This is a genomic window from Halomonas sp. M20, from assembly GCF_020622265.1.
In the GTDB taxonomy this organism is placed as follows: Bacteria; Pseudomonadota; Gammaproteobacteria; order Pseudomonadales; family Halomonadaceae; genus Modicisalibacter.
The window spans coordinates 45,551-57,730 of the sequence record NZ_JACNMQ010000001.1; the positions used below are offsets into that span (position 1 = coordinate 45,551).

The 12,180-nt window shown below is 56.9% G+C and carries 13 protein-coding genes; 8 read left to right on the top strand and 5 right to left on the bottom strand.

All coding sequences use genetic code 11. The features are described from left to right. Positions 1–15: 15 nt before the first annotated feature. Positions 16–738: a trimeric intracellular cation channel family protein gene (locus H7850_RS00245; RefSeq protein WP_227368511.1), complete on the bottom strand. Its 723-nt coding sequence runs from the start codon at positions 736–738 to the stop codon at positions 16–18. Positions 739–880: 142 nt separating this feature from the next. Here H7850_RS00245 and H7850_RS00250 point away from each other — a divergent pair, with 142 nt between their 5' ends. The 3 genes from H7850_RS00250 (at position 881) to H7850_RS00260 (ending at position 2,282) form a co-directional block, all read left to right on the top strand. After that, positions 881–1,585 carry a haloacid dehalogenase type II gene (locus tag H7850_RS00250; RefSeq protein WP_227367395.1) on the top strand — a complete coding sequence of 235 codons (705 nt, stop codon included), beginning with the start codon at positions 881–883 and terminating at the stop codon, positions 1,583–1,585. A 122-nt stretch (positions 1,586–1,707) separates the two neighbouring features. Next, complete coding sequence (locus H7850_RS00255) at positions 1,708–1,989, top strand: type II toxin-antitoxin system Phd/YefM family antitoxin (protein ID WP_227367396.1); 282 nt, start codon at positions 1,708–1,710, stop codon at positions 1,987–1,989. Next, complete coding sequence (locus H7850_RS00260) at positions 1,986–2,282, top strand: type II toxin-antitoxin system RelE/ParE family toxin (protein ID WP_227367397.1); 297 nt, start codon at positions 1,986–1,988, stop codon at positions 2,280–2,282. The genes H7850_RS00255 and H7850_RS00260 overlap by 4 nt, the downstream gene beginning before the upstream one ends. A gap of 354 nt (positions 2,283–2,636) precedes the next feature. Here the strand turns inward: H7850_RS00260 and H7850_RS00265 are convergent, their stop codons facing one another. Further along, a complete protein-coding gene (locus H7850_RS00265; protein WP_227367398.1) occupies positions 2,637–3,251 on the bottom strand; it encodes a hypothetical protein in 615 nt (204 codons plus the stop codon). Positions 3,252–3,533: 282 nt separating this feature from the next. On the opposite strand from H7850_RS00265, the gene H7850_RS00270 reads away from it, so the two are divergent. Further along, positions 3,534–3,749, top strand: a complete 216-nt coding sequence (locus tag H7850_RS00270; RefSeq protein WP_227367399.1) for a hypothetical protein — start codon at positions 3,534–3,536, stop codon at positions 3,747–3,749. Positions 3,750–3,822: 73 nt separating this feature from the next. Here the strand turns inward: H7850_RS00270 and H7850_RS00275 are convergent, their stop codons facing one another. Together H7850_RS00275 and H7850_RS00280 are read right to left on the bottom strand one after the other, a co-directional pair. Next, positions 3,823–4,353, bottom strand: coding sequence for a hypothetical protein (locus tag H7850_RS00275; RefSeq protein WP_227367400.1), 531 nt, complete (start codon positions 4,351–4,353; stop codon positions 3,823–3,825). 219 nt (positions 4,354–4,572) lie between these two features. Further along, on the bottom strand, positions 4,573–5,604 hold the full coding sequence (locus tag H7850_RS00280; protein WP_227367401.1) for a sodium:calcium antiporter: 1,032 nt from the start codon (positions 5,602–5,604) through the stop codon (positions 4,573–4,575). A 201-nt stretch (positions 5,605–5,805) separates the two neighbouring features. Between H7850_RS00280 and H7850_RS00285 the strand changes: the two genes are divergently transcribed. The 4 genes from H7850_RS00285 to H7850_RS00300 all read left to right on the top strand — a co-directional run bounded on the left by H7850_RS00285 (position 5,806) and on the right by H7850_RS00300 (position 10,410). Then, positions 5,806–7,173, top strand: coding sequence for a sigma-54 interaction domain-containing protein (locus H7850_RS00285; RefSeq protein ID WP_227367402.1), 1,368 nt, complete (start codon positions 5,806–5,808; stop codon positions 7,171–7,173). A gap of 162 nt (positions 7,174–7,335) precedes the next feature. Next, complete coding sequence (locus H7850_RS00290) at positions 7,336–8,424, top strand: TRAP transporter substrate-binding protein (protein WP_227367403.1); 1,089 nt, start codon at positions 7,336–7,338, stop codon at positions 8,422–8,424. Then, positions 8,424–9,059 carry a TRAP transporter small permease subunit gene (locus H7850_RS00295; protein ID WP_227367404.1) on the top strand — a complete coding sequence of 212 codons (636 nt, stop codon included), beginning with the start codon at positions 8,424–8,426 and terminating at the stop codon, positions 9,057–9,059. The genes H7850_RS00290 and H7850_RS00295 overlap by 1 nt, the downstream gene beginning before the upstream one ends. Beyond that, positions 9,052–10,410 carry a TRAP transporter large permease gene (locus H7850_RS00300; protein ID WP_227367405.1) on the top strand — a complete coding sequence of 453 codons (1,359 nt, stop codon included), beginning with the start codon at positions 9,052–9,054 and terminating at the stop codon, positions 10,408–10,410. Before H7850_RS00295 ends, H7850_RS00300 begins: the two co-directional genes overlap by 8 nt. A 106-nt stretch (positions 10,411–10,516) precedes the next feature. Here the strand turns inward: H7850_RS00300 and H7850_RS00305 are convergent, their stop codons facing one another. Continuing rightward, the gene (locus tag H7850_RS00305; protein ID WP_227367406.1) at positions 10,517–12,160 is read right to left on the bottom strand and encodes an alpha-glucosidase; all 1,644 of its coding nucleotides are present in this window, start codon (positions 12,158–12,160) and stop codon (positions 10,517–10,519) included. Positions 12,161–12,180: the final 20 nt, after the last annotated feature.

Genomic DNA, 12,180 nt, shown 5'->3' on the forward strand with positions numbered 1-12,180 from the left:
ATTGATGTGACAAGATCAGTGTTTTCGACGCCGAGAAAGCTCGGGTGGAATCATCTTGACCCGAGCTTTAAATCGAGACGACGATGATGGATTGGCGCGAGTATTCTTCTTCGATGTTGTCGGGCTTTCTACCCAGGCAAAGGTTGGCAGCGAAATACCCCAGTAAATTGCTGTTAGACGTATGCTCAAGATAATGACAAGCGCTACGCCAATGCTGAACACATTGTTCAATCCCGATATAAACAAGATGGCGTAGACGATGCCGCCGACAATCGAGGCGGTGGCATAGATTTCCTGGCGCAGCACCATGGGCACCCGATGCGCCAGCACATCGCGTATCATTCCGCCAGCGACGCCGGTCATCAGTCCCATCAGTACCGCCACGATGCCGGCATGGCCTAATACCAATGCCTTGTGGGAACCGATCACCGTGAACAGGGCCAGCCCGAAAGCATCCGTCACCGGTAGAACAGCGCGGGTCAGGCGGTGAATGTAGTGAAATCCCAAGATGGAAAGGAACACCGTGGCGAGAATGACCCATAGATAGCTCGGTGCCTCCACCCAGAAGACCGGCACGCCCAGCACCAGGTCGCGCAGCGTGCCGCCGCCGATTCCCGTTACCGCCCCCAGCACGAACATGCCAAAAGGATCCATGCGGGAATGACAGGCGACGATCACCCCGGAAAAGGCAAAGACGGTGACGCCCGCCAGGTCCAGCCAATAGATCAGATTGTTCATTGCTTCCATCGAATTTAACCGTCATCAACTGATCTTATCAGCAACATATTATCACTGAGTGATGGAGCCTGGCGCATGTGCTAAATACCCACCATGCCTACAATCAAAGCATGGCAATGAGAAATCGCAAGAGATGCATAAAATGAGCATTCAAGGATCAGTACACGTTCTCGCTTTCGACGTTTTCGGCACCGTTGTCGATTGGCATGGCTCGATCACCCGGGAGGTGGAGGCGTTAGGGCTAGGCATCGATGGCGCTGAGTTCGCATTGGCCTGGCGAGCAGGCTACAAGCCGGCAATGCAGCGGGTGATGGCGGGACAGCAGGGCTGGACGCTGCTCGATGACCTGCATCTCGGCATCCTGGACGAGGTGCTGGTTCAGTTCGGTGTGACATCGCTGACGGAAGAGCAGAAGCACGATCTCAACAAGGCCTGGCACCGTCTGGACCCTTGGCCGGATGCGGTGGAAGGGTTGAGGCGGCTCAAGCAGCGCTTCACCCTTTGTACGCTTTCCAACGGCAACCTGGGGCTGCTGGCCAACATGGCCAAGCGCGCCGGGCTGCCTTGGGACTGCATCCTCGGCGCAGAGGTATTTCGCCAGTACAAGCCTCATCCGGATACCTATCTAGGCGTGGCACGGGTGTTCGATGTCGCCCCAGCGATGGTGATGATGGTCGCGGCCCACCAGAACGACCTGGATAGCGCGCGTTCTTTTGGTCTGAAAACAGCTTATATAGAACGGCCCCTGGAGTTCGGTGCTGCCAATACCAAGGACGTTTCAGCGTCGCCTGCCAACGATTTTCATGCCACATCGCTCGCGGACTTGGCCGATCAATTAGGTTGTTAAGGGAAGCCACCATAGTCATTCAGGTCCACGACGAGCTGATCTTTCTCCCAAGTAGTTAGATTGCGGTCACGGTTAAAAATAAGTACATTTAAACGTACTTTTTCGAGTACGCAGAGGTCAGCATGTCCAGATTCAAGGTCAACGAAGATATTCGTCCTTTGTCCGAATTTCGGGCAGGGGTCGCGTCCTTTGTGAAGCAGCTCCACGAGACGCAACGGCCCATGGTGCTTACACAGCATGGTCGTGGTGTGGCCGTACTGATGGACGTACAAGCCTTCGAGCAGTTGCAGGAGCGTCTTGAAATACTGGAGGAGATACACCGCGCCGAGGAACAGCTGGCGTCTGGCGAAGGTGTGGCGCATGACGAGGCCCGGTCCAGAGTGTTGAAAGGGCTTGCGCAGTGAAGGTGGAGTGGTCGCCGCTGGCATTGGAGAAAGTCGAGGATATCGCGCAGTACATTGCCAGAGACAATCCAGATGCCGCATTGCGCTGGGTAGATGAATTGTTCTCGGTAGTTGAGCGACTCGCCGAGTTCCCTGAAAGTGGTCGCGTTGTCCCGGAAGTTAAGATACACCGGATCCGCGAGGTAATTTTCGGGGCCTATCGGGTAATCTACAGCGTAAGAGACAGGATTGAGGTGCTTACAGTACGCCATGGCAGCCAACAGCTTCGCCTCGATGAAGTTAGTGACGACTGACGAAGCCAAGACATTGAGCCTGTACGGTTCTATGCGCCGTAATTGGCTCGCCAGTTCATGCTGGGCGCGATGAAAAGACTAGCAGATTTGCAAATCCTCGCCTTCGACGTTTTCGGCACCGTGGTTGATTGGCACGGCTCGATCACCCGGTAAGTGGAGGCGTTAGGGCTAGGCATTGATGGCACTGAGTTCGCGCTGGTCTGGCATCGTATGGACCCCTGCCCGGATGCGTGGGAAGGGCTGATGCGGCTTAAGCAGCGCCTTACCCTCTGTATTGTTTGATTCGACTTAAGCCAGAAACCCCATCCTTACAGGCTGGTTGCGCCAAAAGCCTAAGCATCAAGTCGGTACGGTTCAGTCGCGCAATTCGGGAAACCCGGTATAGAGATCTGCAAAACCGCTTTTCCCCGTTTCGCCCCGCAGTAAGTATCCCTTGGGTTCGATGTAGCTATGAATGGCACGTTTGGGCCGCTCGTGCCAGCTGATGTTGAAAGCCGCCAGTTTCGGGAAGAACTGCAGCGCGCTGTAGGGTAAATGATCGTGTATCCAGTAGGCCAAGGCACGCCAGTCGGCACCTTGGTGCGTATAGCGGTCGGCAAACCAGGGAATCACGATACAGGCCGTGGCGCCCTTGCAGCCGTTTTCATCCAGATGATCCCAGATGTGGCCGGCATAATTACTGGCATTCGAAGCGCAGGAGTGGCCCTTCTCGTTTCCTAGAGCGTTGATGGTAGGGGAACGGTAGGCAGAGCGAATCGCGATGCGCCCAAAAGTCGCATTCAGCGGCTCGAGCAGCTGCGTGCACAGCTGTTTGCCCACTTCGATGGCCAAGTCCGGCGACTCGGGAATGTTAGGCTCGCCGTAAAAGTTGGCGATTTCACTGTATAGAAAATCGCGCATGAAAAAAGAACGGGACAGACGCACGCGACCCAGCTCTTCCAGGGCGTTGACCGATTTCGGCGCTCTCATGAAGTCTCCTTAACGGCTCGGGGTTGTCTGGCCGCATTGTCCTCGAAGAAAGGCGCCGGGAACAGCGGGCCGACATTTATAAGATCGTTAACGCGGACCAAGCTGCGCACCGCGGCTATCTCTCCAAGGACAGGGAAATCCAAATGCTTCGTACGGCGGCAAGGCGATCTCGGAGACCAAGCGTCTGCGCGAACTGGAAGCGGAAAATACCCGGTTGAAGAAGCTGCTGGCAGGAAGGACTATCGCCAATGCCGCGCTCAAGGAGCTCGTCTCGAGAAAGTGGTGACGCCCAAAGCCAAGCGGCGTGTGGTGAAGCACCTGGTGACAGGCGGTTGGCTCAGCCAGCGGGGCGCCCGTAGACTGTTGGGCCTGGCAAGGTCGGTGGCTCGGTACCAGGCGATGCTGCGTGGTGATAAGCTGCTTCGAGCACGCTTGCAAGCCTTGACGACGGGCTATCCTCGCTACGGCTACTTGCTGTTGCATGCCTTGTTGCGATGAAAGGGAGGTTGGCTAAATTAGCGCCGAAAGAACCAAAGTCAATTTTTATCTGTTTAAATGATTTTCAGTAGCGTTATAATATTGTCACTTTGTAGTCGTCTTTGTTTTGAATATACTCGTATGAAATAGAGCCAGCATAATCATCGCCAGCAAACTCAAGTATTTTTATTATTACGCTAACAGGTATACGATAAATATACTTGTCTCTTTCAAAGTCTGAGCATGTGTATATAGCTTCCCAGTTTCTTACTTTGTTTCTGTAAGCAAATGTGGCACCACCATGTATAAATTGATTGCAAATGAAGATAATATTTTTAGCCGTAACTTCTTCATTCTCTAGATCGTACAATTGGCTAATATCGTAGAAATTTAAATTGTTGACTTTATTTACACAGGGTGAACGAAAAATTTTAGCTTTGTATGTTTTAAATTTTTTCGAGTGTTTATTGCTTTCAATGAGTTTTCGAATCATGAAGAAGGCCATGATCACATCTTTTTCAAAGTTAACCTGAAGCTTCTCACTCCACCTAGGAGGTTTTTCTTTCGGGCGGAAATTTTTTGCATAAGCTAATAAGTCAGCTTTCCAATAACACGACTCAATCATATGAAATCCTGTTAACATCGATCATAGTGCCGACTATATAACACCGGTGAACGTGCCTGCTGCCTGTGCCGCCATAGCCGCTTCGGGTCGAAAGCCGCCCTCTTCCTCCTTATGCACCATACCTTATGTAAATATCGAAAGTCACAGGAGGAAGTAGGAAGGCTAGAAATCGAATAGCGGCTCTTACCTGAGGCGGCTGATAGGGCTGCTGGGCCCGCCTCACGCCGGCGGCAAACTCGGCACCCAGTCGACGACACCAAAGGTTTCCACGCTGATCCATATCAGGAAAGCGACGTAGATGACGAGCAGGGCGACGGATTCACGCCTCGAAAGGATCATCTGGGTGCGCATCATCAAGAACAGCACGATGGTTGCGGCGGTCAACACTGCCATCATCGGAGCCGCCACGGAGAAGTTGATGACCGCCGTGCCGGCGATGAGTACGCCGATGGGAATGCAGATCAGTAGGTCGAAGGTATTGCTGCCGAGTACGTTGGCGATGCTGGTCACGCCGCGCCCGTCCCGGGCCGCACGCACCGAAACGAAGGCATCCGGAATCGAGGTGCCCGCAGCCACCACGGTAATCCCCCACAGAAAGCTCGGCGTGCCGAAGATGTCACCGAAGTTGATGGCGGCGCGTACCAGCCCTTCGACACCCACCACGATCACCACCAGTGATAAAGCAAGCATGGCCCATTCCCGGCCCGGGCGGATGTCGCCTTTATCCACATCTGCCTCATGGTCCAGGGTGTCCTGGTATTGCACGAAGATATAAAGCGCATAGAGGGCGATGGGCATCAGCGCGAGCCAGCGGGTCATTTCGCCTTTGATGGCACCGCCGTCATCCGCGACGGGATGGTAGATGGCGGCGAAGGAGAAGGTGAGGGTGAGCACCGCCACGGCAATCATGTAGAACTGGGCTTCCTTGTAGACCAGATCGCGGTTGGCATGTAGCTGCTCTCGAGAACTGAGCCCGCACAGCGCCGGAATCACCATGATGTTGAACAGCGCCGAGCCGACGATGGCGGCAACCCCGAGTTCGAATTCGCCGTGCACCAGGGTGGAAATAACCGTGGTGGAAAGCTCGGGAAAGCTCGAACCTACCGCTACCACGATCGCCCCTTGCACGATTTCCGGCAGTTCGTAATAAATGGAAAGGCGCTCGCTGGCGCGTTCGAGTAGGCCACTGCCTTTCCAGATGATAGCCGTGGAGATAATGGCCACGAGCGTCCAGATCAGTATGCCGGTCATGCAGAGTCCTTTTGCAATGGATGAGGCTGCCCTTGTGGAGTCGCTAGGTTACCTGCTTTTTTCGATCAACAAGAACAGGGCGTGATATGAATGGGGCGCCGATACGAGCAGCATGCGGCGTCGCTAAGTCAAAGAATATCTTGTTGGGGATGCTGCCCATACTGATTCTAGACGTCATGGTAAACACAGGAATTTCCGCCCATGAGCAATGACCCCCTCTCTCCGCCGTTGCTGCTGCAAGGGCTCGATGCCATGAGCGAGTGGCTGGTAGTGGTGGATGGCGATGCCCGTATCGTCTATCTCAACGCGCCCTATGCGGATTTCCTCGAGGTCAATGCCACGGCAGTGATCGGCCGCCCTGTCGTGGACGTCATCGAGAATACCCGAATGCCTGCGGTGTTGGCCTCCGGCAAGGCGGAGCTTGCTCAGCTTCAGATGCTGCGAGGGCATCACATGATCGCCCATCGCTATCCCATTCACGTCGAGGGCGAGGTGGTTGGCGCCCTTGGCACGGTGATCTACCACGATACCTGGGAGTGGCGTCAGATGGATGCCCAGGTCAAGGCACTTGAAGCCCAGGTCGACTACTATCGCGAGGCCTTGGATGCGCGGGTCGGGGTGCGCTGGCGATTGGCTGATGTGATTGGCGAAAGCGAAGCGATCGCGTACCTCAACAGTCAGGTGCGCAAGATCGCCCCCGGCGATGCGTCGGTGTTGATTCGCGGTGAATCTGGCACCGGCAAGGAGCTTTACGCCCATGCCGTGCACCGCCTGTCCGAGCGGGTCAACGGGCCTTTCATCAAGCTCAACTGCGCCGCCATTCCGGAGCAGCTGCTCGAGGCGGAACTATTCGGCTACGAGGAGGGTGCCTTTAGCGGCGCGCGTAAAGGCGGCAAGCCGGGCAAGTTTCAGCTTGCTCATGGCGGTACGCTGCTGCTCGACGAGATTGGCGACATGCCGCTGGCGGTGCAGGCCAAGCTGCTGCGCGTGTTGCAGGATCGAGAAATCGAGGCGATAGGGGCGACCCGTTCGAGGCCCGTGGACGTACGGGTGATTGCCACCACTCATCGCCCTTTGGAGAGTCTGGTGAAGCGGGGCGAGTTCCGAGAGGATTTGTTCTATCGCATCAATGTAGTGCCCTTGATCATTCCGCCCCTGCGGGAGCGACCTGAAGACATTACGGTGCTTGCCCGACATCTGCTCAAGCGCTTCGCCGAGCGTCGTGGGCGGCGCTGCCCGGTGCTCAGTCAGGCAGCACTTACCCTGCTGTGTCGCCATGACTGGCCGGGCAATGTGCGGGAGCTCGAGAACGTACTGGAAGCAGCCTTCTATCTGGGAGGATCGCGCCTCGGAACAAACGATCTGCCAGAAACCCTGCATCGCGGCTCTCCCTCGATACCGGGTGAGCCGCTAAAGCAGACGCTGATGCGGGCCGAGCGTGAAGCCATCAAGAAGGCGCTGGCCGTGTGTGGCGGCAACCGGACTCGCGCCGCAAAACGCCTCGGCATCGCCAAGTCGTCTTTTTACGAAAAGCTGGCGCGCCATTCCCTCGATGTGTCCGAAACCTGACCGTCTTAGAACTGAAAACCGTCCGGTTTTCGGGACGGTTTCGATGCTGTTGGTCGCCCTGTATAGGGCATTAGTCTAAGAATGGGCATAAAAGCATTTTAAACGTTTGTTCTTATTATATTGTTTGAAAGGGCGACAACAACAATGTTCAAGGAGTCACATATGCGAAACAACGTTTTTTCCCGTTCCTTGCTCGCAAGTGCCATCGGCATGGCGGCCACCGCGCTGCTGAGCGCACCGGTGCTGGCAGAAGGGCCCAAGCGGCTCGATGTGGCCAGTACCTTCTCTACCCAGAACTTCCTGGGGGAAGGAGCGGTACGCTTGTCCAAGGAACTCGAAACGGCAACCGGTGGCGCGGTCAGCTTGCGCGTCCACGAACCCGGCGATCTGGTGCCGGCCTTCGAGGTATTCAACTCGGTCTCCTCCGGCGCTATACAAGCCGGCTGGGACTGGATGGGCTACTGGGCCGGCACCGTGCCGATCACCAATCTATATGGCGCGCTGCCTTTCGGTCCAAGCCCTGAAGCCTTCATGTCCTGGATGTGGGCCGACGAGGGTACCGAGCTGATTCAGAAGGCCTACGATCCTTACGGCGTCAAGGTACTGCCGTGTTTCATCTCGCCCCAGGAAACCGGTGGCTGGTACAACCAGGAGATCAACAAGCCGGAGGATTTCGAGGGGCTCTCCGTGCGTATTTCCGGGCTGGGTGCCAAGGTACTCAACAAGCTGGGCGCATCCACGCAGCTGGTACCGGGTAGCGAAATCTATCTGGCGCTGGAAAGAGGTCGGGTCGACGCCACGGAGTTCTCGGTACCTCAGGTTGATGCCGCCATGGGATTCGACGAGGTCGCCGAGTACTACTACTTCCCGGGTTGGCACCAGAGCGCCAGCTGGTTCTCGCTGCTGGTCAATCAGCAGGTCTGGGACGAGTACAGCGACGAGCGCAAGGCGCAGTTCGAGACCGCCTGCCGCGCCACGCTGCAATGGGCCATGGCCGAGGCGCCTCCGGAGCAGATGCGCACCATTCGCAAGCTCGAAGAGAAGGGCGTGAAGGTCAAGCGCTTCCCGGATGAAGTCGTAAGCGCCCTGCAGGATGCCTGGGTCGAGGTGCGTCAAGAAGAGATGCAGAACAATCCGGACTTCGCCGAGGCCTACAAGTCGTTGATGAAGCACGTGAAGCTTATCGACGAATGGTACGAGCTGCAGGCCATGCCCGCACCCAAGCCGCTGAAGGATGAAGGAGAGAGCTGATGCCGCAATCCCACCTTGCTCCCTGGCGTGAGCGTGGTGCGCGGCTGTGTGACGCCCTGGCCCGACCGCTGATCGGGCTGGGGGTCGTCGTCGGGCGCATCAGCAGCTGGCTGGTGATGTTGGTCATGCTGGCCGTGCTCACAACGATCACGCTCAATGCCTTGGGTATCAATGAGATCGCCCGCTGGGAAAATAGTGTTCTGCTGTTCGGCAAGGCGCTGACCATCAACAGCGTGACCGAACTGCAGTGGCACCTGTTCGGTATTCTCACGCTGCTTGGCGGCACCTATGCGCTGCATCACGATACCCATGTGCGGGTCGACCTGATCTATCAGAAACTCTCGCCACAAGGGCGCGCCGTCATCGACATTCTCGGCCATCTATTGATGCTGATTCCGTTCTGCCTGCTCATTGCCTGGCTGTCCAAGCATTTCGTGAGCATGTCCTATCTTTCCAACGAACAATCCAACTATGGTGGCCTCACGGATCGCTATCTGATCAAGGCGATGCTGCCTATCGGTCTGGTATTCCTGGCACTCGGTGCATTGGGTCAGGTATTGCACAACCTGGCCGGGCTGTTCGACCCCGCGCGTTTAGAGTCGTCGTCCACTAAAGAGGAGCCGATCCATGGCTGAGTTTCTGGCCGAGTATGCCCTGGCCATTGCCATGGTCGTCGCACTGCTGGTGGGTATTTTCTCGGGCTATCCGGTGGCGTTTCTGCTCGGCGGCCTGGGGATTGCCTTCGCCTTCATCGGCGACATTCCCATTCCCTTTCTGGGTACGGTAGGGTCGCGCATCTTCGGTGGCGTCATCGAAAACTGGTTGATGATCGCCATTCCCCTGTTCGTGTTCATGGGGCTGATGCTGGAGCGCTCCGGCGTTGCTCGGCGCTTGTTGCTGACACTACAGCGGCTGTTTGGCCGCACCCCGGGAGGGCTTGCCATTTCGGTAGCGATTCTTGGCGTGGTCATGGCGGCGAGCACCGGCATCATCGGCGCCTCGGTGGTCATGCTGGGCCTGCTGGCACTGCCGGTGATGATGAAGCAGGGCTACCGCGCGGAGATGGCCTGTGGTGTCATCGCGGCATCGGGCACCCTGGGCATTCTGATTCCCCCTTCCATCATGCTGGTATTGATGGGCTCGATCCTGCAGATATCCGTCGGCGCCTTGTTCAAGGCCGCACTGTTGCCCGGTCTCTTGTTGGGCGTGCTCTATGTTGCTTATCTATTGATCACTGCCAGTATCAAGCCCGAATGGGCGCCATTGGCCGACCCTGACGCACACGATGCGGACACGACTCCTTTGGCCTTGGCTTTACTGCGTGATCTGCTCGGGCCGGTGCTTTTGATTGCTGCGGTGCTGGGCTCGATCATGGCGGGTATCGCAACACCCACCGAGGCCGCCGCCATCGGCGCCTTGGGGAGTCTGCTGCTGGCGCTGATCATGCGCAGCCTGGACTATGCGACGCTGCGTGACGCGGTGCGGGAAACCTCGCGCACCTCGGCGATGATTCTTTTCGTCGTGATCGGCGCGACCTGTTTCTCGGTGGTGTTCAAGCGCCTGGGCGGCGACTACATGATCGAGGAGATGATTACCGGTACCGGCCTTGGGCCTTATGGGTTGCTACTCTTGATCATGGGGCTGATCTTCGTGCTGGGATTCTTCCTCGAGTGGATCGAGATCAGCTTCGTGGTGTTGCCCCTGGTGGCGCCGGTGGTGGAGCTGCTCGACTTCGGCCTGGGTCTGTCCGGGCAAGGGCTTCTGGTGTGGTTCGCTGTGCTGGTAGCGATCAACCTGCAGACCAGCTTCCTGACGCCACCCTTCGGCTATGCGCTGTTCTATTTAAAGGGAATCACGGAAGGGCAGATCGGCATCGGCACCATCTATCGCTCGATCATTCCCTTCGTGCTGCTGCAGCTCATTGGCCTGACGCTATGCATCGTCTTCCCGGCGCTGGTGTTATGGCTGCCGGGTTTGATGCCTTGATAAAGCAATAGTCTTTTCGTAAGCAGGCCGTATGCGTCCAGGCCAATAAGGCCTGGACGTCTTTTTCAGGGTTAGATGCGTCAGCTCCATGAAAACGTTGGCTTTCCTAGACAAGCACTAGCCAGGCAGCCGTGCCCGGTGGGAGTCGTATGGTGTCACCTGCGCGCTGTGCGGCGATGGGCTCGGGTAATGGCAGCGATTGCCAGTCCTTCACATCGTTGACCAGCGCGGCCGGACGAAGACTGAACTCCTGTTCTTCGCCAAGATTGACCAGACACAACAAGCGTCGCTCTCCAAGAGTACGAAGCAGTGCAAAAACGTTCTGGGGTAGCGTTTCTGGAGGCAGCAAAAGCTGTTCGCCGCGGCGCAGAACCTCTTCTTCGGCACGCAAATGCAAAAGCCGGCGAACCTGCATCAGTAGGCTATGTGGGTTAGCGTTTTGTGCTTCGACTGCAAGCTGAGGATGGCGGGGGTCGATCGGTAGCCAGGGGCGCTCTGGTGATGTGCTGAAACCACTGTTGATACTGGCATTCCAAGGCATGGGTGTGCGGCTGCCGTCGCGCCCTTTGATTTCGGGCCAGAGATTGATTCCGAAGGGGTCTTGCAGATCTTCGAAAGCGAGTTCCGCTTCGGGCAGTCCTAGTTCCTCGCCCTGATAAAGACCCAGGCTGCCTCGCAGCGAGCAAAGAAAAGCCACTGCCAGCAGAGCGCGAGGCTCGCGCCAGCGGCTGGCGCTTCTGACCACGTCGTGATTGGATAGCGACCAACAGGGCCAAGTGTCGTCATCAAGTTCGGTAAAGCGAGTTAGCACCCGATAAAGCTGTTCGGCATCGCCCATGGAGTCGAGTAGATCGAAGGTGTAGGCCATATGAAGGCGCGTGTCGCCAGCAGTGTAGGCGGCCATGGTAGCCAGCTGATTGTCTCCGGCGATCTCGCCGATGCTGGTCGCTCCTGGATACTCATCGAGAAGGGCGCGCACGCGCTCGAGAAATGCAAGATTTTCTGGCTGCTCGATGTTGTACTGCTGACCCTGGTAGCTCTGGGGATTGGCGGGGCTGACTCGATCCGGCGGCGCGGGTGGGTTGTCGGTCAACGCCGGGTCGTGGAAATAGTAGTTGACCACGTCGAAGCGAAAACCGTCGACACCAAGCTCCAGCCAGAAGCGCAGGTTGTCGAGCTGGGCATGCTGAACCTGTGGGTTGTGAAAATTGAGATCCGGTTGGCTCGACAGAAAGTTATGCAGATAATACTGGCGGCGCCGGGAATCGAAGGACCAGGAACGGCCACCGAAAGCGGCCATCCAGTTGTTGGGCGCATTGCCGTCGGGCCTGGGGTCCGCCCAGACGTACCAGTCCGCCTTGGCGTTGTGGCGGTTCTGGCGGCTCTCTTGAAACCAGGGGTGCAGGTCCGAACTATGGGACAGGACCTGATCGATGATCACCCGCAGGCCTAGTTCATGCGCCCGGACGACTAGCGCGCAGAAGTCGTCGAGAGTGCCGAACATGGGGTCGACGTTGCGATAGTCCGCCACATCGTAACCGAAGTCTTTCATCGGTGAGGTGAAAAAGGGCGACAGCCACACTGCATCGACCCCTAGGCTCGCCACGTAATCAAGACGTAGAGTGATGCCAGGCAAATCGCCGATACCATCACCATTGGCGTCCATGAAGCTACGCGGATAGATCTGGTAGATCGTGGCGCCGCGCCACCACTCAAGGTTTTTCTCGTCCCGCAATTGGGATAGCGTCATGCAAGCACCTCCGAGCGGAT

Coding starts and splice junctions, on each gene's coding strand:
- H7850_RS00285 (WP_227367402.1), top strand. CDS start 5,806: ATGAGCAATGACCCCCTCTCTCCGCCGTTGCTGCTGCAAGGGCTCGAT.
- H7850_RS00245 (WP_227368511.1), bottom strand. CDS start 738: ATGAACAATCTGATCTATTGGCTGGACCTGGCGGGCGTCACCGTCTTT.
- H7850_RS00265 (WP_227367398.1), bottom strand. CDS start 3,251: ATGAGAGCGCCGAAATCGGTCAACGCCCTGGAAGAGCTGGGTCGCGTG.
- H7850_RS00255 (WP_227367396.1), top strand. CDS start 1,708: ATGTCCAGATTCAAGGTCAACGAAGATATTCGTCCTTTGTCCGAATTT.
- H7850_RS00290 (WP_227367403.1), top strand. CDS start 7,336: ATGCGAAACAACGTTTTTTCCCGTTCCTTGCTCGCAAGTGCCATCGGC.
- H7850_RS00305 (WP_227367406.1), bottom strand. CDS start 12,160: ATGACGCTATCCCAATTGCGGGACGAGAAAAACCTTGAGTGGTGGCGC.
- H7850_RS00275 (WP_227367400.1), bottom strand. CDS start 4,353: ATGATTGAGTCGTGTTATTGGAAAGCTGACTTATTAGCTTATGCAAAA.
- H7850_RS00280 (WP_227367401.1), bottom strand. CDS start 5,604: ATGACCGGCATACTGATCTGGACGCTCGTGGCCATTATCTCCACGGCT.
- H7850_RS00300 (WP_227367405.1), top strand. CDS start 9,052: ATGGCTGAGTTTCTGGCCGAGTATGCCCTGGCCATTGCCATGGTCGTC.
- H7850_RS00295 (WP_227367404.1), top strand. CDS start 8,424: ATGCCGCAATCCCACCTTGCTCCCTGGCGTGAGCGTGGTGCGCGGCTG.
- H7850_RS00250 (WP_227367395.1), top strand. CDS start 881: ATGAGCATTCAAGGATCAGTACACGTTCTCGCTTTCGACGTTTTCGGC.